The 25,687-nt window shown below is 42.5% G+C and carries 23 protein-coding genes, 1 tRNA gene and 4 pseudogenes; 15 read left to right on the forward strand and 13 right to left on the reverse strand.

Annotated elements, in window-relative coordinates:
- Window positions 1-119: 119 nt before the first annotated feature.
- The 3 genes and pseudogenes from ADA42_RS14215 to ADA42_RS18805 all read right to left on the reverse strand — a co-directional run bounded on the left by ADA42_RS14215 (window position 120) and on the right by ADA42_RS18805 (window position 2,499).
- The gene (locus ADA42_RS14215; protein WP_152682188.1) at window positions 120-1,010 is read right to left on the reverse strand and encodes a hypothetical protein; all 891 of its coding nucleotides are present in this window, start codon (window positions 1,008-1,010) and stop codon (window positions 120-122) included.
- Window positions 994-2,148 (reverse strand): DUF2515 family protein, encoded by a 1,155-nt coding sequence (locus tag ADA42_RS14220; RefSeq protein ID WP_048765853.1) that lies wholly within the window; start codon window positions 2,146-2,148, stop codon window positions 994-996. Before ADA42_RS14220 ends, ADA42_RS14215 begins: the two co-directional genes overlap by 17 nt.
- A gap of 5 nt (window positions 2,149-2,153) precedes the next feature.
- A pseudogene (locus tag ADA42_RS18805) lies at window positions 2,154-2,499 on the reverse strand (hypothetical protein).
- Window positions 2,500-2,584: 85 nt separating this feature from the next.
- Here ADA42_RS18805 and ADA42_RS14230 point away from each other — a divergent pair.
- The 3 genes from ADA42_RS14230 (at window position 2,585) to ADA42_RS14240 (ending at window position 5,615) form a co-directional block, all read left to right on the forward strand.
- Window positions 2,585-3,289 carry a hypothetical protein gene (locus ADA42_RS14230; protein WP_048765859.1) on the forward strand — a complete coding sequence of 235 codons (705 nt, stop codon included), beginning with the start codon at window positions 2,585-2,587 and terminating at the stop codon, window positions 3,287-3,289.
- 204 nt (window positions 3,290-3,493) lie between these two features.
- Window positions 3,494-5,137: a nitrite/sulfite reductase gene (locus ADA42_RS14235; RefSeq protein ID WP_004943422.1), complete on the forward strand. Its 1,644-nt coding sequence runs from the start codon at window positions 3,494-3,496 to the stop codon at window positions 5,135-5,137.
- The gene (locus ADA42_RS14240) at window positions 5,130-5,615 is read left to right on the forward strand and encodes a DUF934 domain-containing protein (RefSeq protein ID WP_004941198.1); all 486 of its coding nucleotides are present in this window, start codon (window positions 5,130-5,132) and stop codon (window positions 5,613-5,615) included. Before ADA42_RS14235 ends, ADA42_RS14240 begins: the two co-directional genes overlap by 8 nt.
- Before the next feature lie 112 nt (window positions 5,616-5,727).
- On the opposite strand, the gene ADA42_RS14245 is transcribed toward ADA42_RS14240, so the two are convergent.
- Window positions 5,728-6,357 (reverse strand): LysE family translocator, encoded by a 630-nt coding sequence (locus ADA42_RS14245; protein WP_048765861.1) that lies wholly within the window; start codon window positions 6,355-6,357, stop codon window positions 5,728-5,730.
- Window positions 6,358-6,494: 137 nt separating this feature from the next.
- Here ADA42_RS14245 and ADA42_RS14250 point away from each other — a divergent pair, with 137 nt between their 5' ends.
- From ADA42_RS14250 to ADA42_RS14280, 8 genes and pseudogenes are all read left to right on the forward strand, one after another.
- Window positions 6,495-6,950 (forward strand): Lrp/AsnC family transcriptional regulator, encoded by a 456-nt coding sequence (locus tag ADA42_RS14250; protein WP_048765863.1) that lies wholly within the window; start codon window positions 6,495-6,497, stop codon window positions 6,948-6,950.
- Between the two features lie 210 nt (window positions 6,951-7,160).
- Window positions 7,161-8,858: a potassium-transporting ATPase subunit KdpA gene (gene kdpA, locus ADA42_RS14255; protein WP_193786304.1), complete on the forward strand. Its 1,698-nt coding sequence runs from the start codon at window positions 7,161-7,163 to the stop codon at window positions 8,856-8,858.
- A gap of 16 nt (window positions 8,859-8,874) precedes the next feature.
- Window positions 8,875-10,890 carry a potassium-transporting ATPase subunit KdpB gene (kdpB, locus tag ADA42_RS14260; RefSeq protein ID WP_048765869.1) on the forward strand — a complete coding sequence of 672 codons (2,016 nt, stop codon included), beginning with the start codon at window positions 8,875-8,877 and terminating at the stop codon, window positions 10,888-10,890.
- A gap of 9 nt (window positions 10,891-10,899) precedes the next feature.
- Window positions 10,900-11,529, forward strand: coding sequence for a potassium-transporting ATPase subunit KdpC (gene kdpC, locus ADA42_RS14265; RefSeq protein ID WP_048765870.1), 630 nt, complete (start codon window positions 10,900-10,902; stop codon window positions 11,527-11,529).
- 10 nt (window positions 11,530-11,539) lie between these two features.
- Window positions 11,540-12,665 (forward strand): annotated as a pseudogene (locus ADA42_RS18990) (histidine kinase); the annotation flags it as partial.
- A gap of 56 nt (window positions 12,666-12,721) precedes the next feature.
- A pseudogene (locus ADA42_RS18995) lies at window positions 12,722-14,182 on the forward strand (sensor histidine kinase); the annotation flags it as partial.
- Between the two features lie 9 nt (window positions 14,183-14,191).
- Entirely contained in the window at window positions 14,192-14,905 is a 714-nt protein-coding gene (locus tag ADA42_RS14275; RefSeq protein ID WP_048765875.1) for a response regulator, read from the forward strand.
- 116 nt (window positions 14,906-15,021) lie between these two features.
- Window positions 15,022-15,285 (forward strand): TIGR03643 family protein, encoded by a 264-nt coding sequence (locus ADA42_RS14280; RefSeq protein ID WP_004941177.1) that lies wholly within the window; start codon window positions 15,022-15,024, stop codon window positions 15,283-15,285.
- A 9-nt stretch (window positions 15,286-15,294) separates the two neighbouring features.
- On the opposite strand, the gene ADA42_RS17905 is transcribed toward ADA42_RS14280, so the two are convergent.
- From ADA42_RS17905 to ADA42_RS14295, 4 genes are all read right to left on the reverse strand, one after another.
- The gene (locus ADA42_RS17905) at window positions 15,295-15,456 is read right to left on the reverse strand and encodes a DUF2256 domain-containing protein (protein WP_011182656.1); all 162 of its coding nucleotides are present in this window, start codon (window positions 15,454-15,456) and stop codon (window positions 15,295-15,297) included.
- 3 nt (window positions 15,457-15,459) lie between these two features.
- Complete coding sequence (locus ADA42_RS14285; RefSeq protein WP_048765877.1) at window positions 15,460-16,983, reverse strand: cryptochrome/photolyase family protein; 1,524 nt, start codon at window positions 16,981-16,983, stop codon at window positions 15,460-15,462.
- Between the two features lie 80 nt (window positions 16,984-17,063).
- Window positions 17,064-18,437 (reverse strand): heavy metal sensor histidine kinase, encoded by a 1,374-nt coding sequence (locus tag ADA42_RS14290; protein WP_048765880.1) that lies wholly within the window; start codon window positions 18,435-18,437, stop codon window positions 17,064-17,066.
- A gap of 1 nt (window position 18,438) precedes the next feature.
- Window positions 18,439-19,113 (reverse strand): heavy metal response regulator transcription factor, encoded by a 675-nt coding sequence (locus ADA42_RS14295; RefSeq protein WP_048765937.1) that lies wholly within the window; start codon window positions 19,111-19,113, stop codon window positions 18,439-18,441.
- Between the two features lie 102 nt (window positions 19,114-19,215).
- On the opposite strand from ADA42_RS14295, the gene ADA42_RS14300 reads away from it, so the two are divergent.
- The 4 genes from ADA42_RS14300 (at window position 19,216) to ADA42_RS18610 (ending at window position 21,080) form a co-directional block, all read left to right on the forward strand.
- Window positions 19,216-19,701, forward strand: coding sequence for a GlcG/HbpS family heme-binding protein (locus tag ADA42_RS14300; RefSeq protein WP_004943392.1), 486 nt, complete (start codon window positions 19,216-19,218; stop codon window positions 19,699-19,701).
- Window positions 19,702-19,720: 19 nt separating this feature from the next.
- On the forward strand, window positions 19,721-20,122 hold the full coding sequence (gene uraH / locus ADA42_RS14305) for a hydroxyisourate hydrolase (protein ID WP_004941162.1): 402 nt from the start codon (window positions 19,721-19,723) through the stop codon (window positions 20,120-20,122).
- Between the two features lie 185 nt (window positions 20,123-20,307).
- Window positions 20,308-20,853 (forward strand): GNAT family N-acetyltransferase, encoded by a 546-nt coding sequence (locus ADA42_RS14310; RefSeq protein ID WP_048765881.1) that lies wholly within the window; start codon window positions 20,308-20,310, stop codon window positions 20,851-20,853.
- Between the two features lie 83 nt (window positions 20,854-20,936).
- Window positions 20,937-21,080 carry a hypothetical protein gene (locus tag ADA42_RS18610; protein ID WP_004941155.1) on the forward strand — a complete coding sequence of 48 codons (144 nt, stop codon included), beginning with the start codon at window positions 20,937-20,939 and terminating at the stop codon, window positions 21,078-21,080.
- Here the strand turns inward: ADA42_RS18610 and ADA42_RS19000 are convergent.
- From ADA42_RS19000 to ADA42_RS14335, 5 genes and pseudogenes are all read right to left on the reverse strand, one after another.
- Window positions 21,073-21,361: pseudogene (locus ADA42_RS19000) on the reverse strand (transposase); the annotation flags it as partial. The gene ADA42_RS18610 and the pseudogene ADA42_RS19000 sit on opposite strands and share 8 nt — an antisense overlap.
- 227 nt (window positions 21,362-21,588) lie before the next feature.
- Window positions 21,589-22,629, reverse strand: coding sequence for a hypothetical protein (locus ADA42_RS14320; protein WP_233746964.1), 1,041 nt, complete (start codon window positions 22,627-22,629; stop codon window positions 21,589-21,591).
- Window positions 22,630-22,693: 64 nt separating this feature from the next.
- Window positions 22,694-23,344 carry an amidase domain-containing protein gene (locus ADA42_RS18125; protein WP_161798554.1) on the reverse strand — a complete coding sequence of 217 codons (651 nt, stop codon included), beginning with the start codon at window positions 23,342-23,344 and terminating at the stop codon, window positions 22,694-22,696.
- A 636-nt stretch (window positions 23,345-23,980) separates the two neighbouring features.
- Window positions 23,981-24,056 (reverse strand) — tRNA-Arg (locus tag ADA42_RS14330).
- Between the two features lie 73 nt (window positions 24,057-24,129).
- The gene (locus ADA42_RS14335; protein WP_034440327.1) at window positions 24,130-25,488 is read right to left on the reverse strand and encodes an amino acid permease; all 1,359 of its coding nucleotides are present in this window, start codon (window positions 25,486-25,488) and stop codon (window positions 24,130-24,132) included.
- Between the last annotated feature and the right edge of the window lie 199 nt (window positions 25,489-25,687).

The following is a 25,687-nucleotide window of genomic DNA, read 5'->3' on the forward strand; positions in this document are numbered from 1 at the left end:
CCTTTTTTATTTTCAATGTTGGGTGAATAAACTAACTGATTATGGGTTAAAGCTCATTAGAGTAAAATAATGATAAGAGTTCATTAAACTAAAAAAAGGCAATAAGCTTAGTATTACGATTATTTCACAAAAGGCCAGACATCTGGATCAACATAATCCGGATCGATTCGATAACCATTTTCAATGGCCTCTTTTTCGTCCATTTCTCTGGACTTTTTAGCTCGTAAAACTTCTTGTTTAAATGATTGCTCTAGCTCTTGTGGGGTCATTTTGTAAGCATCTGATATCATATTTCTTTCGGCATAGCGAATAGTTTCAAACGCATAGCGAACGATATATTGTTCTTTACCGTCTTGTGTTTTTTTAGTTTGTTTTAATCTAATGCTGACAAAAATACCATTGGCATATAGACGATATCCAATCGAGTTTCCAACGCTTTCACTTATAATTTTTTGCCACTCTTCGTAACTAAAGATATAACTAGGATCGATAACATAACCCGATTCCATTAAATATCGAAGATTATTTTCTTTTGCGATGCGCGGTGTACCTTTTATAAAATAATTTTTCCATCCAGCCTGATTGATTCGTTTCATTAATTCGACATAACCTTGGTAAGCGTGTTCGGGCGTTACAAACTCTTCTTTATTCAAACCTGAGTTAATGCGAAGTTTTTGAATCCCATCTTCTGGATTAAATGAAGTGCCTAAAACGGAAAAGACGTGATCAATCACCAAGCTATTGACACCATTTTCAATCTTGATCTTTCCTAAGTTTGGGGGAATAAAATCTAATTCTTTAAATCCTGCGCCAGAAGGGTGGCTTTCGGAACGGCTAAGCTGATGCTGAGCAAAATCTTTAAATCCTTGTGGGCCGAAATGTAAAGAATAAGGTGGTTGATTCATGGAATTTTTCTCTAGTATTTTGGGTGCTGGTTGACAAGCAGTGACAAGTAAACTGATGAGTAAGCTTACGATGAAATAAATAATTCGATTAAATCTTTCCATCATTACTGTCCTTGCCCACTTTAAAATCTGCTTGACTGTTGCCCCAGCCTGCAATGATCGTTAATTCCTTTTCTAAAAAAGAACGGCCCTTATCGTCCAACATTAGATCGTGATATTTTTCGGCTGCTTTTTCAATCCACTCCATACGGCTATCATAATTTTCAACTTTTGTATGTGGTAACGGTTCGCTATAGACCGACTCAGGTAATTCATCAATTACACCATTATGGCGCCCTTGGTAGGCTCGTTTCATGCTTTGCATATTGTATGTACTTGGCAAAATAGTTTGAGACACTCTGACGGGTTTGACGGCCTCAGCACAGTAATCGCTTGAAAGCACCAAAGTACTATCTGGCAGTCTTGTAACACGTTGAAAGATAGCTTGTTTTTCTACTTTCCAGTCATTCCAGACTAATTTTTGCAAAATGTTGAATTGCTCTTGTACAGCGATCGCCATAAGGTGATCAAAAAGGTCGTCCTTACAAAGAAAAAAACTAGATTTTCTTGTTTGTCCTTTTCTCTTAAAAATAGCTTCTATTTTTGGCAGATACCCAAATGCATCAACTATTTCTTTGGTGCACTTTAGTTGCTCAATGATCGGTAAACAGCTTGACCAAGGAATATTATGAACTTGAGATTGAATATGGGTAAATTGAGAAACATTTCTTAGTTTTTTACAACTTTGAAACGTGGCTGGCGACATGCTCCAAGCATAGTGCCAAGGTGCAATGTCCATAAATAACCATAAATTGCCTTTGGCAAAAGAGTGAATAGGATCTCGTACCAGACCAATAGGAAACCATTTATAACCCCATGTTGTTAATCCATGTTTAAAAATTGCAGCGACTGTTTTTGAAGCAAATGCGCCAAGCCCCATCCAATAGTAACGACCAATCAAATGCTTATTGCCATGTATCTCTTGCTCAAGATAAATCTTTGCATAAACGGAGGCGATTCGCCGTGCTCTCGCTTCATATCCAGGTTCTAATTTATATAAATTTTTATTTTTATCTTTTAAGTTAGAAACACGTTTTATTGCTACTTGTTGGTGGATTTCCCAGAAGGTTAAGCAATCGCATTGAAGGGTTTTGCAGCTGTTTTCTTGGGTGTTGGTATTTCCTTCCCAATTCAAAGTTCCCATTCGCTTTAATCTCCTTCGTCTTCAACTTCTAAAGAAATCCAGTTTAAATCAACACGCAAATTTTCTTCCGCCGGAGTATTAATACGTTTTGATAAGCCTTTTCGATCTGTTGTAGAGACAAAACTTTGTTCTTGACTGGAAACACGATATTCCACATCTGACATTTCTTCACCAGATGGTAAAGTTAATTTAAATTTTTCGTTGTAAGGTTCAAAAAGGCAAACCTTGAACATTCACTCCAACTTCTGAACCCTGTTGAAACAGATGCTGGCCAGCTTTAGCCTCAAACTTTGAAGGTGTAATAATGGTGATACCATTTTTATTAATGATGATTTGAGAACCACCTGCCATAGCTTTACCTATTTTTTATTAATTTATAAAAATAGCCCAATGTGGACTAATATAAGAAAAATAAATCAGTATTTTCGAGTAGAAAATGACATTTATCATCGCGATTCAATTAAATGATAGCATTATTGTTGCAGCAGACAATAACAAAGTTGTAGTCGAAAACTCAGATGAATTACGATTTCGTTCAATTCACGCGACCAAAATTCGAATGTGGGAAAATGGGATAATTACTGGAGCTGGAGAAGATATTGTCATACATAGAGCGGTTGAACTCTTTAAAAGTATTGCAAATCAAAATTTAGATAAATTACCTCTATGCTTGAATGTATCCAGAGAAATCAGAGAGTTAGAGATTGGTTCAAAGCACGATCAGGTTGAAAATACAAAATTACTTCATTCGAGTTATTCAGAAAAAGGCGCTCAGCTTTATATCACTCAAAGATTTGAATCCAGTCAACCCTATATAATGAGCACTGTAGAATCGATGGAGATTATTGTTTGGCTATTTGACCCCAATATTGAGAAAATTCGTTACGATTTACAACAACTACAACAAAATTTAAGAGACTTCACTACATTTTCCACGCAAATAGAGTGGGTGCATTATTATCTTCGCTATTTATGTCCAATTTTTAAAAAACAAAGTCGACAAGATTCATGGATGAGTCAAAGTTTTGATTTCTTTTTTCAAACAAAAGAGGATTATTTAATAGGTCATATTCCCAATACTCAAATTTCAGATTTAGATATTGAATTCAAAGAAATTACACCAGCTAGCGTATTGATATAAGACCGGTCATTTAGCTTATAGCCCGAACAAAAAGATTTACAATAAAAAGATTCATCGCAAGAGTATGCACTTAAGATGAGATGTAAAATCGCACAGCACTCTTATCAATAAAACCGTTATTAAATATCCAAAAAAAGCATTTTGTCGATGAATCAAAGCTCGTTATGCTAGACGCCTTTATAATGAATCTACTAGCCATACGCCATGTATTTATATACTGATTTCGATCAACAGTTGATTAATGAACGCGTTGCTCAGTTCCGTGATCAAACCGAACGCTACTTAGCTGGAAAGCTCACCGAAGATGAATACCGTCCATTGCGTTTGCAAAATGGTCTTTACGTACAGCGTTATGCACCGATGCTGCGTATCGCGGTGCCGTATGGCTTGATGAATTCAAAACAATTACGCAAAATTGCAGAAATTTCAAAAGAATATGACCGTGGATATGCACACGTTTCTACGCGTCAAAATATTCAGTTGAACTGGCCAGCACTTGAAAATGTACCCGATATATTGGCAGAGCTTGCTACAGTACAAATGCATGCCATTCAAACCAGTGGTAACTGTATTCGTAATACCACTACAGATCAGTATGCGGGTGTTGTTGCAGGTGAAATTGCCGATCCGCGCCCGACCTGTGAATTGATTCGTCAGTGGAGTACTTTCCATCCAGAATTTGCGTTTTTACCACGTAAATTCAAAATTGCGGTGTCTGCACTTGAAGAGAAAGATCGTGCTGCAACGTCGTTTCATGACATTGGTGTCTACATTGTCAAAAACGATGCAGGTGAGATGGGCTACAAGATTAAAGTGGGTGGTGGTTTAGGCCGTACCCCAATTATTGGAAGTGTCATTCGTGAGTTTTTGCCACGTGAAGACCTCATTGCCTATTTAGATGCTGTCCTTCGCGTATACAACTTACACGGCCGTCGTGATAACAAATATAAAGCACGTATCAAAATTTTGGTCAAAGCTTTAACACCTGCGGTATTTGCTGAGAAAGTAGAAGCCGAGTTTGCACAAATCCGCGAATCTTTAAAAATTCAGCCTGAAGTGTTAAATAAACTGGATCAGGTGTTCACACCATTTACTTATCAAGCGTTGAACGACGAAGATTTTAGTACAGTGTTTGCCGAGCATCCAAAATTCAAGCAGTGGTACAACATCAATACCAATGCCCATAAAGTCAAAGGCTATCGTATTGTAAACATTAGCTTGAAGCGTGCAGGAGTTGCGCCAGGCGATATGACCACAGAAGAAATGAATTTGATTGCGGATTTGGCAGACCAATATACCTTTGGTGAGCTACGTACCACACACGAACAAAATATTTCACTGGTCGATGTGCCTCAAAAAGATTTGTTTGCCTTGTGGCAAACGCTTGAGCAGCACAATATGGCCCGTGCGCATATTGGCTTCCTGACCGACATTATTTGCTGTCCGGGAGGGGATTTCTGTTCATTGGCAAATGCGAAATCGATTCCAATTTCAGAAGCCATTACGCGTCGTTTTGAAGATCTCGATACCATCTATAACTTGGGTGAGCTTGATCTGAATATTTCAGGCTGTATGAATGCCTGCGGTCATCACCATGTCGGTAATATTGGTATTTTAGGCGTGGATAAAAAAGGCGCAGAATTTTACCAGATCACGCTCGGCGGTAACGCAGATCACGATGCTTCGATTGGCGACATCTTGGGGCCATCATTTGCAGCCGATGCCGTACCTGATGTGGTAGAAGAAATTTTAAATACCTATCTGGATTTGCGTCAGGATCAAGAACGTTTTATCGATACCTATCGCCGTGTTGGCATTCAACCTTTTAAGGAGCGCGCATATGCTTAATCCAGCATTACAGGTGCTTGCTAAAGACGGCAGCATTGCAGATAACACCTATCAACCGATTGCCGAAGACGGTGTGATTCCGGCAGGGGATGTGGTGGTGACCACTGCACAACTGGATCAACTTACCGCGATCCAAGGTAAAAAAGCGCTGTACATCACGGTGAATGACTCACCAGAAACGCATCAATTTCCGCTGGATCAGCTCGATGCGATTTTTATTGAGTTTGCAGGTTTCAATGATGGCCGTGGTTATTCATTTGCTGCATTGTTGCGCCGTCAGGGGTATCAAGGTGAACTACGTGCAGTCGGTGATATTTTCAAAGATGTACTGAACTACTTAAAACGTTCTGGCTTTGATACGTTTGTCATTAAAGAAGGCAAAGATATTCAGGAAGCTGCTGCGGGCTTAAATGACTTTCGTCAACCGTATCAGGCTTCTACAGCCGTTCCTCAGGCCGACTATCAAACTGGGGCTTAAACCAGTTGATATTAAAAAAGCGGGCTTAAGCCCGCTTTTTTAATGGCTGACAAATGTGGCCATTTAAATCAGATCATGGTGTATGTGAGTATCACGTTCTATATCAGCTAATTTAAACCAAATGATGAGATTGATCGATTAAAAGTAAGCTCGCAATGATGATCATCAATGCACCTGAAACTTGGCTGATACGCTGTGATGCATGTGGCCGGGTTTTGAGCAGTGCATGAGAACCAAAACCCATCGCATAATAAATGACGCTACATGTTGCCAGATGAATCATCCCCAGCACTAAAATTTGGGTTGAAACAGTAAAACCAGAAGATAAATCGATAAATTGTGGTAGCAAAGCAAAAAACAATAAAAATACTTTCGGATTTAACCCGCTAATGCACAGACCTTTAACTAACCAGTGCCGTGTCTGACTCGTGGTAGTGAGTAACGCGGAAGAATGACGAAGCTCAGCGGGATTTTTGAGTAAGCCGATTCCGAGCCAGAGTAAATACAGTGCGCCTGCTGCTGTTAATACCTGAAGCAATAGAGGTGAACCATTCACAATCGCACCAATGCCTGTGGCGACAAGGAGTGTACTCAACGCATGCCCGAGCAGCAGTCCAAACACAGCAGGAATCACCACTCGTCCACGGATCCCCGCTGTGATGGCATAAGCCCAATCGGCGCCGGGAGTTAAAATAAACAACGCAGAAACACCCCAAAATGTCAGCAAGGTATTCATATTCATTGTCATCTTCCTAAATTGAGTAAGTACAAGCGGGCGTAAATGAGCGTAACGGTATGTAGAAAAGCATAGCCAGAACAGATTAGAATGTGCTGTTAAAGACTTGCTCAAAAAATGATAAAAAGGAGAGTTTCTTCTAAATGGATAAGATAGATAAGAAGATTCTTGCGGAACTTCAGCAAAATGGACGATTATCTTTGACTGAGCTGGCTGAAAAAATTGGTTTGAGCCTGTCGCCGTGCCATCGTCGTGTACGTGCACTCGAAGAATCGGGTGTGATTCGGGGGTATCGTGCCCAGCTTGAACCTGCACTGATTGGACTACAATTTNTTGCGACCATTGTGTTTGTCACGCTACGTGATGGTGACAAAGCCTCGGTGAGCGCATTTGAAGAAGCGGTGATCGAGATTCCACAAATTGTGCAGGCGCAGCGTTTGTTTGGTGATCCCGATTATATGCTGCATGTGGTAACTAAGGATTTGCTGAGTTTTCAAAAACTCTACGATGAGCGCCTTTCGGCTATGCCGAATGTACAGCGTTTAATTTCGACCATGGTCATGAAAAATGTGGTTACCGATCGTTTGTATCCTATTTAGTCAGGTAATACAGTTTTCATATGAGTTAATCGATGAATTCGCATTGATAGCTACCAAAAAACGATGTGTAATCTGCTTTAAAAAGAGAAATATCAAAGCGGTTATTAAAAATTTTACGCAAAATTTACGCCCTGTGTTTTTTGATATATAGAGAATTTACGCGTTAAATTTCCATACTAATGTCAACGTATTTAAACGATGGCATTTGCAATGTGGGAATTTATAACCGTGTTTGTGCTTGCGCTGATTTTGGCCTATCCACTCGGTCATTATCTTGCCGATGTGATGCAAGCCAAACCGATGAAAAGCGATCGTCTGTTTCGTTGGATCGAACAGCCTCTCTATCGAACACTCGGCGTTCGGCAAACTGGAATGAACTGGCGGCAATATCTGGGCGCGTTCGTAATAAGTAACGTGGTGTTGCTTGTAGTGAGTGTAGTGATCCTCATGACGCAGGCATGGCTTCCACTCAATCCAGACCATGTTCCCAATATGAAATGGGATTTGGCCTTGCATACCACCATTTCTTTTTTAACCAATACCAATCAGCAACATTATTCGGGTCAGGCACAGCTCTCTTATTTGTCACAAATGACCGTGATTGTGGGCATGCAGTTTTTATCACCGATCATTGGTTTGGCCTTGCTGACGGCTATGCTGCGTGCACTTTTCTTACAATCGGGTAAAACCCAAAGCAAAGACAAACAACATTGGCAAGAGATTAATCTTGGCAATTACTGGCTGGATTTGATACGTCCATTACTGCGCTTCTTTTTGCCTTTAGCTTTTGTTTTTTCATTGCTGCTGACATGGCAAGGTGTGCCTGCGACATTATCGGGTGGGCCGGTTGCGCAAAATCTGGATCAAAGTGTCGAAGTCAAAACACAGCATATTCCATTAGGGCCAGTCGCGCCGATGGTCGCGATCAAACAGTTGGGCAGTAATGGCGGAGGCTGGTATGGCCCAAACAGCAGTGTGCCACTTGAAAATCCAACGCCGTTCTCCAACGTGATTGAAATGCTGGCGATCTTACTGATTCCATTGTCTGTGGTGTTTATGATCGGACGCTTTGTACAGCGCCGTAAACTGATGTGGATGATTTTTGGCACCATACTGCTGATGTCGTTGGCATCTACCATGTTGTCGATGTGGACCGAAAAATTTTCACTCTTACCCAATCTGGCACAAATGGAAGGTAAAGAAGTCCGCTTTGGGGTGGAAGCTTCTGCGCTGTGGAGTAGTTTGACCACGCAAGTGAATAATGGCTCGGTCAACATGATGCACGACTCGTCTTCACCCCTAAACGGTTTGGTGCAGCTCTGTAACATGTTAATCAATGCCATTTGGGGCGGTATTGGCTGTGGCGTGTTGCAGTTCTTTATTTACCTGCTTCTTGCAGTGTTCATTGCAGGCTTAATGACGGGACGCACCCCCGAGATTTTCGGCAGAAAAATTGAAGTCACCGAAATTAAATTACTGGCTTTTGTGATCTTGCTGCAACCCGTCGTCATTTTAGGGCTTACCGCACTCGCCATTGCTTTTCCGTCATTGACGGCCAACTCCAATCCGACCTTTCACGGCATCAGCCAAGTGTTTTATGAATATGTTTCGGCTTTTGCCAATAACGGTTCTGGTTTTGAAGGTCTGGGCGACAACACGGTGTGGTGGAATTTAAGTGCAAGTGTCGCGCTATTGGCGGGCCGCTATAGCGTGCTCATTGTGCCTGTATTAATCGCGGTCAGCTTGGCCACCAAGCCTAAAGCCACAGAAGGTAAAGGCTCATTGCATATCGAGTCACCCACCTTTGCCCTCACACTGATTGGCATTGTACTGATCTTAACGGTATTGCAGTTTATGCCAGTACTGGTTTTAGGCCCAATCGCAGACTATCTGTCGGTCCATATTTAACGCTGGAGCACGCATTATGAACTCGTCTCATGCGAACAAAATGACGATCTTGAATAAAGAAATTATTCAACAAACTTTTTATAAACTGCTCCCGCAGCATGCATTTCGAAATCCGGTCATGGCGTGTGTGTGGGTCGGTACAGTGCTTACCGTCGTGGCGACACTTATGGGCAGTACCAGTCTGGGCTTTGGTTTGCTTTTGACACTGATCTTGCTGGTCACAGTACTATTTGCCAACTACGCCGAAGCAGTTGCAGAAGCCAAAGGGCGCGGGCAGGCTGCATCATTGCGTCAAGCACGTGAAAATCTGATGGCGAATAAACTCACCGATCTTGATTTATCTCAGACACCTGAGCTGATATCGGCCAATCTACTTAAAAAAGAGGATTTGGTACTGATCAAAGCGGGCGAGATTATACCCGCCGATGGTGAGATTGTGGGCGGCTTTGCCACTATTAATGAGTCGGCGGTGACGGGTGAATCTGCGCCTGTACTGCGTGAAGCCAATACCGACCGCTCTGGTGTGATTGCGGGCACGAAAGTGCTGACCGATCAGATTGTCGTGCGTGTGAGCAATGAAGCGGGCCATAGCTTTCTCGATAAAATGATCGCACTGGTTGAAGGAGCAAACCGTCAGAAAACGCCGAACGAAATTGCATTGGGAATTTTATTAAATATCATGACCATCACCTTTATTGTGGTGGTGGTGACCTTGCCTTTTATTGGCTCAATGGTAGGCATCAAGATCAGTGTAGTTTTACTGGTGGCTTTATTGGTCTGCCTTATTCCGACCACCATTGGCGGTTTGTTACCTGCAATCGGGATTGCCGGCATGAACCGTGCTCTAAAAGCCAATGTATTGGCTAAATCGGGTAAAGCGGTTGAAGTCGCTGGTGATATTGATGTGTTACTGCTAGATAAAACAGGCACGATTACTTATGGCGATCGGCAGGCCACGGCGTTTTATCCGCTCACTGGTATCGGGATGAGTGAGCTGCGTCAGGCAGCCATGATGACCTCTTTTGCCGACCCGACACCAGAAGGGAAGTCGGTGGTGAGTTTAGCCAGAGAAATGGGCGAAACTGTACAAGAACCCGAACAGGCAGCGTTTATTCAGTTTAGTGCAGCAACTCGTTTATCCGGTGTCGATCTGGCCGATGGTCATCAAATTCGTAAGGGCGCGCTTGATGCAATTTTAGGATTCACCGAGCAAGATATTCGCAACAATATCGAGCTAAAAACCCGCGTAGAGCAAGTGGCATCTAAGGGTGCTACGCCGCTGGTGGTTGCCGCCAATCATACGATTTTAGGTGTGATTGAATTATCGGATGTGATCAAGCAAGGTATTAAAGAGCGTTTTGCTTTACTGCGCGAAATGGGCATCAAAACCATTATGGTGACAGGTGATAACCCACTGACCGCAGCCGCGATTGCCGCAGAAGCGGGAGTCGACGACTACATTGCCGAAGCCAGACCAGAAGACAAGCTGGCCTGTATCCGAAACGAACAAGCCGAAGGAAAACTGGTGGCCATGGTTGGCGATGGTACTAACGACGCACCTGCACTGGCACAAGCCGATATTGGGCTGGCCATGAACTCGGGGACTCAGGCGGCCAAAGAAGCCGGTAACATGGTCGATCTGGATTCAGACCCAACCAAATTGCTGGATGTGGTTGAAATTGGTAAACAGCAACTGATTACCCGTGGCGCATTAACCACCTTTTCATTGGCCAACGATGTTTCTAAATACTTCGTGATTTTACCGGCCTTGTTTGCTGTTGCGGTACCGCAGCTTGATGTTTTAAACATTTTGCACTTGGGTAGCCCAAAAAGTGCCGTGATTTCGGCATTGATTTTTAATGCCTTGATTATTCCAATGTTGATTCCGCTGGCACTCCGTGGCGTCAAGTTTAAACCTGCCAGTGCATTGCAACTGCTACGCCGTAATATGCTGATCTACGGCGTGGGGGGTGTCGTGTTCCCGTTTATTGCCATCAAACTGATTGATCTTGTGGTCGCGGTGTGGATTTAGGAGCCAACGATGAATACTTTATTGAATCATTCAGATTTAAATACAACTGTTGTGGAGTCATCGACGTCGTTATGGCGAGCCAGTATCGGGCTGGTCGTGGTGGGTTTTGTGCTCTCGGGTGCTCTCTATTCGACAGCCAGTGTGTCGGTTGCACAGCTTATTTTTCCTGAACAGGCCAACGGTAGTCTGATTGAACGTGACGGCAAAATTATAGGATCGAGCTTGGTGGGGCAGCAGGTTAAAAGTGCAGCCTATTTTCAGCCACGCCCGAGTGCCAGTAATTACAGTGTCGATGGGATGTCGGGAAGTAATCTGGCAGTATCTAATCCGCAACTGCAAAAGCAGATTCGTGAGCGTAGCATTGCTTTTGCTCAAAGCAATCAGATTGGTGGTGCTCAGGTGCCAGATGATATGATCACCGCATCGGGCAGCGGAATAGATCCGGATATTTCTCCTGAAGCCGCTCAGCTACAGATTAAACGCGTTGCACAGCAACGTCGTTTGGGTGAGCAGGAGATTCATCAACTGGTGATGCAATATACCCAAACGCCGCAATTTGGACTATATGGAGAGCCGCGTGTGAATGTACTCAAGCTGAATCTGGCACTGGATCAACGCTCGACCCAACCCGCTCGATAGGACAGAACTGATGCAGATTGACCGCAATGAAAAAGCCGATGCTTGGTTGGCGCATACGCAACGTGAGCAATCTGGGCGTCTTACCATTTTTTTAGGTGCTGCACCTGGCGTGGGTAAAACCTATGCCATGCTCACGCGGGCGCATGAGCTGATGCAGCAGGGCAAACAGGTCGTTGTGGGGGTGGTAGAAACTCACGGTCGTGCCGATACAGCGCGGTTGATTGCGGGTCTAAATGTGATTCCACGTCGAGTGGTCGAGTATCAAGACCGTAAACTTGAGGAAATGGATTTAGACCAGATTCTTCACATTAAGCCTGAAATTGTGTTGGTCGATGAACTGGCCCATCGTAATGTGCCAGGCAGTCGGCATGAGTATCGCTGGCAAGATGTCAATGAAATTCTGGATGCCGGAATCAATGTTTATAGCACCCTCAATATTCAGCACTTAGAAAGCCTAAACGATGTGGTGTATCAGATTACCGGCATTCGCGTGACCGAAACTGTGCCCGATGCGTTACTCAAGCGATTGAAAGATATTCGTCTGGTCGATTTGCCTGTGCCTGAACTGCTTGAGCGCATGAAACATGGCAAAATCTATCTAGACGATATGGCACCGCATGCCTTGCAGGGCTTTTTTAAACCCGCACATTTAACTGCACTGCGTGATCTGGCGATTCAGACTGTGGCGGGGCAGGTCGAAATTGATTATCGGGAAAAATCTGTGGCGCAGGGGCGCATCGTCCCGATTCAGAATCATGTGATGCTGGCCATCGATGGTTCTGTCTTTGCTGAGGATCTGGTGCGCCGTGCTCATCGCATTGCCGAGCGACGCAATGCAACGTGGAGTGTAATTTCAATTCAAAAAAGTAAAACCTCCTCAGCGCAAAGTCTGGCCGTGAGTAAAGCATTTAATCTGGCACGTAAACTGGGTGCCGACACCTATTTACTTTACAGTCATCAAATTGCGCCAACCATTTTGCAAGCGGCCTATGATTATGGTGCCTCAAATATTTTGCTGGGAAAAAGCCCCAAAAAAACACTTCTTGAACGTATTCGCTCCGAGCATATTGCCGATCAGCTCCTCGACAAGCAGCACCCCTTTGAAATTACCTTTGTACAACCACTCAAAGCAACATCGTATTCGGCACAGGCTGCTGTGCCCGATCAAACATGGCTGCAACAGTACACCCATTTTCAAGCACGAGAACTGATCGAAAGCATTTTGATTGTATTGGCAGGATTTATTATCGCGGCCATCAGTGATCATTTTATTGGCTATACCGAGCTGGCACTGATTTTTGTGGTGACGGTGCTGGTGGTGGCCATGCGTGCCCGAATGCTCATGACCTTGCTGAGTGTTTTCGTTTGTTTTTTACTGTACAACTACTTTTTTATTGAACCCCGCTTTACCTTTAGGATTAGCGCAGAGCGTGGTGTGATTACCATCGTGATTTTTATTTTATCGGCTTTACTGGTTGGGCGTCTGGCCAATCAGTTACGCGCACAGGTACTGAGTTTAAGGGTGGCCAATAGTGTATCGCTGCAACTGCAAGAGCTTGAGCGTAAACTCTCGACGTGCGTAGATATTGCACAGGTGCTTGGTGTATCTAAACAGCATCTGGAGAGTGCACTGAAAGCCACGGCATGGTTAAGAGTGGGCGAACTTGAGGCGGGTGATCGGAGTCAGTTAAATCATAAAGACCACATTGCAGCCGACTGGACACAAAAAAATGGTCAACCCTGTGGGCGTTTTACCAATACCCTGACCCAATCTGAGTGGTGGTTTAATCCGCTCAATCTGGCGGGGGAGCATGGTGTGATTGCACTGCGCTTTCATCCCGATTTAGACGTGATCAGTTTTGAGCAGCAGCGTTTGGCCGAGCTGATGATTGAAGATATTGCACAAACGTTGGCGCGGGTTTTACTGTCATTTCAGCTCGAAAACTCACGAGTGGTAGCCGAAACCGAAAAACTGCGATCAGCGCTCTTGTCGTCGGTATCGCATGACTTACGTTCACCTTTGGCCGCCATGATTGGCTCGGCAGATACGCTAAAATATTACAGTGCGCAATTGTCAGATACAGATCGGGATAGCCTGCTCGACACCATTCACATCGAGGGCGAACGGCTTGATCGTTATATCCAAAATCTACTCGATATGACGCGTTTGGGCCATCAGGGACTGACGTTAAGCCGTGCATGGATCAGTATCGATGAGTTGATAGGCTCGGCGACCCAGCGTTTAAAACGCTATCAACCCAATATTCAGATAGACACAAACATTGCGCCGAATTTACCCGCTTTGTATGTACATCCGGCATTAATCGAACAGGCATTATTTAATGTGCTTGAAAATGCAGCCAAGTTTTCACCTGATGCTGTTCCCATTCAGGTGCAGATCAGTGCAGTCGATGAGCAGTTTCAGATTAATATCATCGATCTGGGCATCGGGATTCCCGAGCAGGAGCGTGAGCAAATTTTTGATATGTTTTATACCATGCAGCGTGGTGATCGGGGTAAAACCGGCACTGGGCTTGGGCTTGCAATCGTAAAAGCCATTATCGGGGCACATATGGGGAGCATTGAAGCAATGGCTGGGCCGTATGGTCAAGGCACCCAAATTCGAATACGATTACCTCAACACCAAGAATAACGATGATTTATGCCGCATAGCTTTAATACACAGGCCTCGATTTTGATTATCGACGATGAGCCACAAATCCGTAAATTTCTCGATATTGCCTTACGCGCGCAGGGTTATGCGGTGCATGTGGCTGAAACCGGTATGAAAGGGCTGGAAATTTTGGCCTCTCAAGGGGCCGATCTGCTGATTTTAGATTTGGGCCTACCCGACATGGATGGTGCAGAGGTATTAAAAGAAATGCGGCAATGGTCGCAAATTCCGGTCATCGTACTCTCTGCACGTCCAGACGAGCAGCAAAAAATTAAATTGCTCGATGCGGGTGCCAATGACTACGTGACCAAACCATTTAGTATTCAGGAGTTATGTGCCCGGATTCGGGTGATGTTTCGTCAGCAACCGAGTCAAAGTGAGCATAATCTGGTTTTTAATGATGGACAGCTTTTTGTCGATGTCGCGGAGCATAGCGTGAAACTGGCTGGAGACGAGGTGGTACTCACCAAAAAAGAGTTTCAGCTACTGGCCTTACTCATTCGGCATCAGGGTAAAATTGTGACCCAAAAGCAGATATTGTCGGAACTTTGGGGCATTACGCATGAAGAGGACACGCATTATTTGCGTATTTTAGTCAAAAAACTCAGAACCAAGCTAGGCGACTCAGCGCTGCAACCGCATTATATTTTTACTATTGCGGGCATTGGTTTGCGCTTTCAAAGTGATGTTGGCAGCTCTTAACGAGATGAGAGCAAGGCGTCTGACATCACAAATTCTTCACTTTCATTTCGCTAAAGTGATGCACTAAAATCGCTGTGTTGTCTCAGCAATCCCTATTCAATATCAATGGTGAACGTGTGACCCAGACCCGTGAATATCAAGATGATGAGATTTCCCGTATTATTGAAATGGCGTGGGAAGACCGCACGCCGTTTGAAGCGATTGAGCGGGAGTTTGGCTTAAATGAGTCGGCTGTGATTCGTCTGATGCGCCAGCATATGAAATCGAGCAGCTTCAAGCTATGGCGTGAGCGAGTCACTGGGCGCAAAACCAAACATTTGCAACTGCGTTCACCCGATGTGATTCGTGGCTACTGCACTCGCCAGTATAAACATCATTAAGTCTTGAGTTTAGTGCGCTGTCGATGTCTTGGCGCGCTCACGCTTGGCTTCACGTTTGCAGCGCTCTGAGCAATAGCGCACTTCGTCCCAGCAGCGCTCCCATTTTTTACGCCACGTGTAACTGCGCTGACAATATTCACAAACTTTTTCAGGAAGATGCTGTTTTTTCATAGCTTATAACTGATCCAGATGTGTAAGTAAGTGTTCTGCGTGCGCCAGTACTTTGTCCTGATCTTGCATTTTGTCTAGACCACGATAGACCATGTGCATGCGTGCATTAGAACGAAAAAATGTTTCATGGCGCTTTACAAAGTGCCAGTACAGACTGTTAAACGGACAACTGTCGTGGTCTGTTTTGGTTTTAACGTTATAGTGGCAGTGCTTGCAGTAATCAGACATCTTGTTGATATAGTTTCCCGAGGCGGCATAGGGCTTACTGGCCATCAACCCCCCATCTGCATGCATCACCATTCCCAGTGTATTCGGCAGTTCGACCCATTCATAGGCATCGGCATACACTGCCAGATACCATTCACAAATTTCTTCAGGTTTTATTCCAGTTAAAAGTGCAAAGTTGCCTGTCACCATGAGACGTTGAATATGGTGCGCATAGGCATGCTCTAGCGTATTGCTGATACACTCGGACATACAGGCCATTTTGGTTTTTCCAGTCCAGTAATAGGCAGGCAAGGCACGGGTATTATTGAGCGCATTTTCTTGAGCGTAATCGGGCATGTTCAGCCAGTAAATACCCCGAATGTATTCGCGCCAACCCAAGATTTGCCGGATAAAACCTTCTACAGCATTGAGCGGGGCTTTGCCTGCATGATAAGCCGCTTCGGCCGCTTCACAGACTTCTTCCGGCGAAAGCAACCCACAATTGAGATAGGGAGATAGCAGGCTATGAAACATAAAATCGCTTCCATAGACCATGGCATCTTGGTAATCGCCAAAATCATTGAGCATGTGTTCAATAAAATGTGCCAACGCTTTTTGAGCATCACTGCGGGTGGTGGCCCAGCGAAAGTCATCTAGGCTACCCAAATGATCTTTGAATTCACGTTTGACCAGTGCAATCACATCGTCATCGATAGTATCACGCTTAAACTGCAAACGTTCAGGCAGTGGGGTTTTACCCGACCATGGCTTACGGTTGGAATGATCGTAGTTCCATTTTCCACCTTCGGGCGCATCGTGCTGCATCAGGTAACCCGTTTTTTTGCGCATCTCTCGGTAAAAGTACTCCATACGCAAGACTTTATAGCGAGCAGCCCAGTGCCGAAACTCGTTTAATCCACAAAAAAAGCGATCATCTTCTAAGCACTCAACGGGCACCTGTAGTTTTTTGGGCCATTCCTGCTCGATCTGTTGCTGTAAACGGTATTCGCCGCAGTGTGTGACCACAACCGCCTCGGCGTTTAAGCGCTTTTGCTGCTGCTCTACATAATCGAGTAGTGACCGAATGGGGCTTTTGGCTTCGTAGACGTGATACTGGATTTTCCAGCCATCTTGCTTGAGTGCCTTGGCAAAGTGGCGCATGGCACTAAACAACAGTGCAATTTTTTGTACATGATGCTGAACATAAGTGGCTTCATCGACCACTTCTGCCATCAGAATCACGTCTTGCTCACGATCCAGAGCCTTTAAGGTGGCCAGTTGCTGGCTGAGCTGGTCTCCCAAAATCAAACCAAGTCGCATGCGCAGTCCATGAACTAAATGAGTTAGTTTTAGCCTAAAAGAATGGCGATCAATTTTTTGTGAATTTGTGCAATCTTAATTTAGTTCACCGGAAAATCCAGCGTAAAACATACGCCATTTTCGCTTTGATGTACGCTTGCTCGTCCATTATGAAGCTGCATGATCGACGCGACAATGGACAGACCCAAACCACCGGAACGGCCTTGTTGATGGCGTGAAGATTCGCACTGATAAAAGCGTTCAAATACATGCGGCAAATACTGTGCCTCAATCTGAACGCCCTGCGTCAATACGGTAATCTCGACATATGTACGCGTATCTAAAACATGCTGCTGTACTTTAACTTCTATTTTACCGTGCTCAACGCCATGTAAAATCGCATTTTCAATCAGATTTGAGACAGCGCGCTGAAACAGTTGATGATCTGCCACAACTGAGTTGGCTTCAAGTTGTGCACTGATCTCGATGTGTTTTTCGCTGGCCATTAAATCGTAAAAGCTCAGTAAATCTTCTAAGGCATCCTGCACATTGAGCTGTTCTGTGTGCAGTTGGATTTGCTGTTGATCGGCCCGAGCCAGGAATAACATGCTGTCAATCATACGTTTTAAACGTGCATATTCTTCCAGATGAGACACCAACAGATCTTCATAATCATGTGAAGTACGAGATTCTGAGAGTAAAATTTCGGTTTGCCCGACCAGATTGTTTAGTGGTGTGCGAAACTCATGCGCAATATTTTCAGAGAATCGATTTAACTGCTGATACCCAGCCTCGATACGTTGCAACATATGATTGATTGCATCGGTTAAAAGTTGCACTTCACTGCTTTGATGCGCCACCTGAATCCGATGTTGTAAAGACTGAATATCGATTTGCCGGGTTTGCTCGGTCAGCTCGCGAAGCCCTCTTAAGCCAAAGCGGCACAACAGCCAGCATAGAAAACTCACCATCGCGACGCCAAGCAGCAAGTACTTGATCAGATCATCGCGAAATGAATATAAAATACCTAAGCGTTCCGACCACTGCTTGCCTGCAATGAGCTGATACGAAACACCATTTAGACTAAAATTTTTCCATGCCAGACGCGTTGCATTACCCGTCTGATGAACATTTAAAAAAGCAATCTGTTGGCTCGCTTGCAACTTTGGAATTGGGATATTCAGCGGGTTGATATCGATGAGTTTTTGTTGACCCTGAATCAGAATAAATAAGTTGTCCTGATTGCCGAGCATATTTTGATAAATTTTAGGTTTGGCTACAATTTGCTGTACGTTGTCGCTGTCTTGAATCAACACCTCCAAACGTTCAATACGTGAAGCTAAAGCCTGATCTTGCTCGCGCACCAAAATACGGTCTATACCCAAATAGGTCAGCACGCCCACCAGACACAAAATGAGTGCACATGCCGTGGTGACCAGTAAGGTAAGCCTAAATTCGAGTGAGCGAACGTTCATTTTAAGGAGTCTCTTCTGAAAGCTTATAACCCAAACCACGAATGGTATGAATCAGTTTGAGGTTGCTGGCATCGTCGACCTTACTGCGTAAGCGGCGGATGGCAACGTCAATAAAATTGGTATCGGTATCGAAATTGATATGCCAGACCTCAGAGGCAATTTGCCGGCGAGACACGATTTGGTTGGCGTGCTGCAACATAAAGCGCAGCAGTTCAAACTCTTTTTTGCTCAGATCAATCGTTTGATCTGCCCGATACGCTTTGTGCTGTAATAAATCCAGACTGAGGTCGGCTAATTTCAGCACATTCTCGGGCTGTATGTTTTGCCGACGCAGCAAACTGCGAACCCGCGCCAGTAACTCAACATACGAAAAAGGTTTGGCCAGATAATCGTCTGCACCAAGTTCTAAGCCTTTCACGCGGTCGGGAATCTGGTCTTTAGCGGTCAAAAAAATCACCGGCACTTGCGAAAACTGACGCAAGATTGTCAAGACCGACCAGCCATCTAGATCGGGCAGCATCACATCCAGAATCACCAAATGAAAAGACGCTTGTCTCAATCGCTCCAAAGCTTCGAGTCCAGTATGTACACATTCGGCCTGATATCCCGATTCGACAAATCCCTGAACCAGATAGCGTGCGATTTTGACTTCATCTTCTACGACAAGAATACGCATCATGCGACGTTCCATTTCTAAAATGACAAGACTGTAATCCAACTGTCATGTTGCAGCTGAAGGGAATCTCTAGAATAACCACAGTATAGAGAGGGCGAATCAATGAAAAAAGTGATTGCAGGGCTGACATTGGCCTTAAGTATGAGTTCTTACAGTTTTGCAGAGAATGTACAACTGGCAAAACAATATAATCTGGATTTAAACACCGCAGAAAAATTGGCCAGCAATGCCGAACAAGCCTGCCAGCAAATAAACAAACATCTGGCTGTGGTCGTGCTAGACCGTGGTGGGCAGCCGCTGATAATCAAGCGCCATGAAACCGTGGGGCCACATAATGCGCTGGCTGCACAGAAAAAAGCTTTTACGGCACTGTCGACCAAAACCCCGACCACAGTATTTAGTCAAAATGCCCGACAAAATATTGAATCACAAAATCTCACGTCATTTTCAGAATTATTGCTGCTTGGAGGTGGTTTTCCGGTGCTTTATCAAAATGAAGTGGTCGGTGCGATTGGTATAGCCGGCTCTGGTGGTTCAAAGAATGATGACTGGTGTGCCGAACAGGCCATCAAAATGACTTTTAAGTAAAATCGAGGAGTAATTTGAAATGATCAAACAATGTGTATTTGCCGCCGGTATGACCTTAAGTGCATGGGCAATGGCAGCAGACAATCCTTTAAGCGTGCATGTACTGAACTTACAAACCGGTTTGCCATCGTCCGATGTTGCGGTGGTGCTTGAGCAAAACCAAAAAGGGCAGTGGGTTAAGCTCAATGAAAAAGTGACCAATGAAAACGGACGTATTCCGGCTTTATATCCAGATAATAAAAAACTGGAGCAGGGCGTATACCGTGTGACCTTTAAAACTGGAGATTGGTTTAAGAAACATAACGAAAGCAGCTTCTTTCCAGAAGTACCCGTCATTTTTAATGTAGATGGTGCGGTGAAGCATTACCATATTCCACTACTACTTAGCCCGTATGGTTACTCGACGTACCGTGGTAACTAAGTACTGAAAGATTAAATCAAATCTCGGGTAGCACACCATAAACTCGGCGTGTTGCTCGAGTTTTTAGCTATTCAATTGATTACATTTGATCTTGTAATATGAAGCTTACACATCTCTGTGGAGGTACTGAACTACCTGTAGTAGAGTTTGATCAATTTTAAGATCATCAGTGAATAAACCAGACCATGTTAGAGACTTCTCGATTGATTCTTAGACCATGGCAAGAATCCGATATTGTGCCGTTTATACAGATGGGCCTTGATCCTGATGTCATGCATTATTTTCCGTCTACCTTAAGCCCCGATCAGAGCCGTGACTTTATCAAAAGCATCAGATTGAAGTTTGATGAGCATCCATCATGGGGACTATGGGCAGTGGAGCTTAAACAGACTCAATCTTTTATTGGATATATTGGTTTAAATGCTCAGCCCTCACAATTTGATTTTTCACCCTGTGTAGAAATCAGTTGGAGACTTGCGAAACCCGCTTGGAGACAGGGATATGCCTTTGAAGGAGCAAAAGCCGTCTTAGAATATGCGTTTGAGCAGTTAAAGCTTGAGCGAGTGGTTGCCTTTACAGCGGCTGTCAATATGCCTTCAGAAGCATTAATGAAAAAGTTAAACATGACAAAAGTTAAAGCATTTGATCATCCCAAATTAGCAGCAGAGCATTTGCTTGCACGGCATGTGCTTTATGAGATTCGCGCTGAGGATTTTTCTAATTTAATTTAGGATTGTATCCAAATGTTAAACTTAATGAAATATTAGATCGTATAAGATTTTGATAAATAATAAAACTAAGTAAAGAGTTTGAAATGCGTTTTACTGCAACTGGTTCAAATATTCCAAATGAACTTATAGATGCTCAAAAGCGTGGAGAGTTGCTATTTTTTTGTGGTGCAGGAGTGTCTGTTTCAGTCAATAAGCAGTTTGATAGAACTTTCAGTGCTCTGTTTTAATCTTAAATTGATGGCTGTATTCAAGGATGAATTGATATTTCACTCGGGCAGGCTTGCAAAGCGGCGTGAAAGCAGTGCTTTCACTTTAAGATATCCCGCTCTTCTTCAGTTTGCTTAAGCTGACTTTTAAGGCGTAGGATTTCTTTCTTTGCTTCAAGCAGTTCATGTTCATCATGATTGTTGTGTAATGGATGTACAGCTTTAATCCATTTATAGATGCTGTGTTGTGATACACCTAAACGTTCTGCCACAACAGTGACAGAATATCCACGTTCAGTAATTCATTTAACAGTTTCATCTTTATATTCTGGGGTATAGCGTTGTCCACTCATAATGTTCTCTCCTATGCAAAAAGAATAGACGATATTTGTCTAGGAGAGTGGTGGCAGTCCAATATCTAATTGAAAAGGTGTCTACAAAATCGGTGGCTATTTAGTCATCAGTAAATAAGACCATGTTAGAAACTTCTCGATTGATTCTTAGACCATGGCAAGAATCCGATATTCTATTACTTTTGACTTAATAATTTAGAAACTGCAATTTGAACCTGTTGTAAATCTCTATTGTCGCCTGATTTCTCATTGACGGCAGTCGCTAGATATTGATTCAAAACGGCCAACGATTTTTGATCTATCGTACTTAGCTGAACTGATCCATTTTCTTTAAGATTAAACGTAATAGAATGATTCAAATCTTCTTTTGTGCTTTGAGACATATTACTTTGAAGAAGACTTTGTAAATGATTCGAGTCTGTATCGGTAATGGCTAATTTAAAGAGGCTGTTCATGTAACTAAGACTTGCTTGAGAATTATTGTTGGCTGCTCTAACAACATCTTGGATAATATTAGAATCGCTGGCTTTACTATAATTGTAGAGCAAAGTTATAGCCATATCGCTTAAATTCTGGGCCTCATTTCTACTATTAATTGATCTTAGATCAGTACTTAAAGTATCAATAACATTCTGATTAGCTGAAATTTTTGAATCTATATCTATTGAATTTAATATTTCTAGTAGATCATGACGAGCATTTGCGCTTTTTTCACCTAACTTTGCAATATCGCTATATGTACTTGTAATATCTGGAATTAAATTCGGATTTTTTAAGTACATCAAATGATCTTTGATAATAGCCTTAAATGCGTTATCTTCGCCGCGCCAATTATATTCTTTAAATAGTTCCCATAGTATTCTTGATTTTTCATCGTTAGTTAAGTTATTATTATTCATAATGTTAATATCTACTAATTTAGAAAAATCACTTAAATACTTTTGAATATTTTCCGAATTTCTAGTTAATATGGCATGTGTATCTTCCTGACGAAATGGAGCTTTATCAATAAAGTCTGTAAGGGACTGAATATACGATTTGATATTGTTATTGATATCGGAATTATTTGAATTTTGTTTTTGTTTCAATTTATTATTACTTAATCTCCCATTTTGCTGAAGTTCAGCAATTGAGTAATTCTTGGTGGGTTTAAAATATAAATATAAGGAAATAAGACTCGCTAGACACAGCACAACAACAATTATTAACTTTTTCAAAATTAACTCCAGTATCATCTACTCAATATAGATGATACTTTTTCAATTAAATATAAAGATTTATTTAAACAAAAGGACGGTATACATAGATAGCTTTTGCATCCATATCACCCAAACCTTTATTCGTTACGTTATTAGATTGATACGTCAATTTTACATTGTTGTATTTCATTTTATCTGTAACATCATACCAAGATTCTGGATTCACGGCGGTTACAACTGCAGTATGATCTACAGAATTATTTGAGCCACCTGCGACGTAATCAAAATCTAAATATACGATATCTCCTACTTTGATTTTTGATATATCAAGAGAAGTTAGACTTCCATTAACTAATGCTGTTTTTGTAGCTAAATTTAACCTCACACCACTTGATTGTAAGTTAGTACTATTCGCCGAATAGGAAAACATTGATTGAGCACCACGCCAAGCGATAGTCTGACAAGCATTACTCACACTGTTGCATTTATAAAAAATACTTGTGTTTTGAGTTGCTTTAACAGCTGATGATTGAGAGATTAGGTTTTGATTTAACGTTTTCGAATTGGTGCTTCCAAGCAATCCGCCAGATATTGATTGATTGGCAAAATTGGTGCAGTTTCCCCCAACGCCTGAAACATTTATAAATGGGTTACCATTTGAAGAGTAAGCAATATTGTAATTATTTACTGCATAACTAACTGCGATAGATGGTACATAAGCTGCATTAGCCAAACTACTAATGAGGAGCAAAGTACAAATTTTTAAAATATATAATTTTTTTATGAGATATCTCTAATTTTAATATTGAGCGGGCATTATACATATTATCAAATTAAATCCAAAGAAAATATATTATAATTATCTCTTTTATTATTTGTTAATCATTGAATTTAAAAATATTAGATGTTAAAAAGTATTATAAAAATTATGACTGCTATCGGGAAAATTAAAAAAAGGCTGTGTATATATTCTAATTTTGGCCTTATACCATAATGATATGCCTTCAAGTTCAACAGATATAAAGATGAACATAATGATCAAGATATGATGATTTTAAGCGCATCAAAATTAAAGAATAATAACTAAAGCTATATCAGCAGCTTCTAATCGCTACTGTTATCACGGATGATGAAATGCAATGGTCAATAGAAAATGGTCGTGATGCTTTATTAAAGAAACTAATGGATGCACGGATAGGGCAGATCAGTGACCGACAAAGACCATCAATTATGATGGTAGATTTTGTACTGTGCACTTTTATAGTCAAATCTTACTATAGCGTACAGTCAGTTTAATCATTTACTACTTAATTGATTGTAAATAATCCTCAAGTACTCATTATCTCTATGTGCCATATTCACTGTGTAATGGTACGCCCTGCGGGACTCGAACCCACGTCGGTCGCTTAGGAGGCAACTGCTCTATCCAGTTAAGCTAAGGGCGCATCGAGATGTGAGTATAAACAAAAAAAGTTATTACCGAGGTAATAACTTTTTTAATTTCATCTATTTTGCAGCTTAAGTGTTATCTTTTTTGGTCAGCAAATGAAACAGACCAAACATCAACACAATCCAGACCGGAATCATAATCACCGATTCTTTAAAGCCCTGTTGCCACATGATAAACAGCACCAGCGCAATAAAAATCAGCACCAAATAGTTACTCACCGGCGCCCATAGGGCTGGGAACGTTACATTCAGTTTGAGCTTTTTCACCGCAGCTTTAAACTTCAAATGCGTCAAGCTGATCATGGCCCAGTTAAGTACCAAAGCACCTACCACCACGTACATCAAATGACCCAGTGCATCTTCTGGTACAAAGTAATTTAAAAGTACGCAGCCAAAAATCAACAATGCAGAGAACAATACCGCAGGAATAGGAACACCCTGTTTATTCACTTTAGTAAAGATTTTTGGCGCATTACCTTGTTGTGCCAGACCAAACAGCATGCGGCTGTTGGCAAACATACCGCTGTTATAAACCGATAGTGCAGCAGTTAAAATAATAAAGTTCAGCAGATGTGCAGCCCAACCAATACCCAACTGACTAAAAATCATCACAAATGGACTTTTGTCCAGACCACCCAAATCCAGTTGATTCCAAGGCACCAAAGATAACAAGATGGTGAGTGAGCCCACATAAAACACTAAAATACGAAAAACCACCTGATTAATCGCTTTAGGAATGGTTTTTTGAGGGTTTTCAGCTTCAGCTGCTGCCATCCCGATCAGTTCGATACCGCCAAAGGCAAACATCAAAAAGGCCAGCATATAAAACAGGCCTTCAAAACCGTTTGGAAAGAAACCACCATGTGTCCATAAGTTGCTAAACGATGCGGTCGAGCTTGAATCGGCGGTAAAGAGCAGATACAGACCAAACACAATCATGGAAATGACGGCGGTGACCTTGATAATCGCCAACCAAAACTCTGATTCTCCGTAAAATTTTACATTGGTCAGGTTTACGAGTGTAATGACCACAAAGAAAAACAATACCGAAACCCATGCAGGAATATGAGGCCACCAGTAATTGATATACTTCGCAACCGCTGTCAATTCAGTCATCGCGACTAAAATATACAGCACCCAGTAGTTCCAGCCAGCCAAAAAGCCCGGAAATTTACCCCAATATTTGTACGCAAAGTGACTGAACGAACCTGCTACAGGCTCATGGACAATCATTTCCCCTAATTGACGCATGATTAAAAAAGCGATGAGTCCACCGATTGCATACCCAAGAATGATCGATGGCCCAGCGGATTGAATGACTTGTGCAGATCCTAAAAATAAACCAGTCCCAATTGCGCCGCCCATGGCAATTAATTGGATATGACGGTTTTTTAAGCCCCGCTGAAGTTTTGAAGAATCGTTGTTCAAAGGACTTCACCCGACCAGAAATAAGCGTTTTATTCTAAAGGATAGATAGAATTTAGCCTAGTCGAGTGCAGCACAAAGCCGTGCTAAATCATTGAACTTCTTGGTTCACAAATTTTATACAGTTTGCTAGCGATTAAAACTTGGTAAAGATTCTCATCCCATAAGAATATCGTGATGTAAATGAATAAATAAGTGAGAA

The sequence above is a fragment of the Acinetobacter sp. 243_ASPC genome, assembly GCF_001054715.1.
GTDB classification, from domain to species: Bacteria; Pseudomonadota; Gammaproteobacteria; order Pseudomonadales; family Moraxellaceae; genus Acinetobacter; species Acinetobacter soli.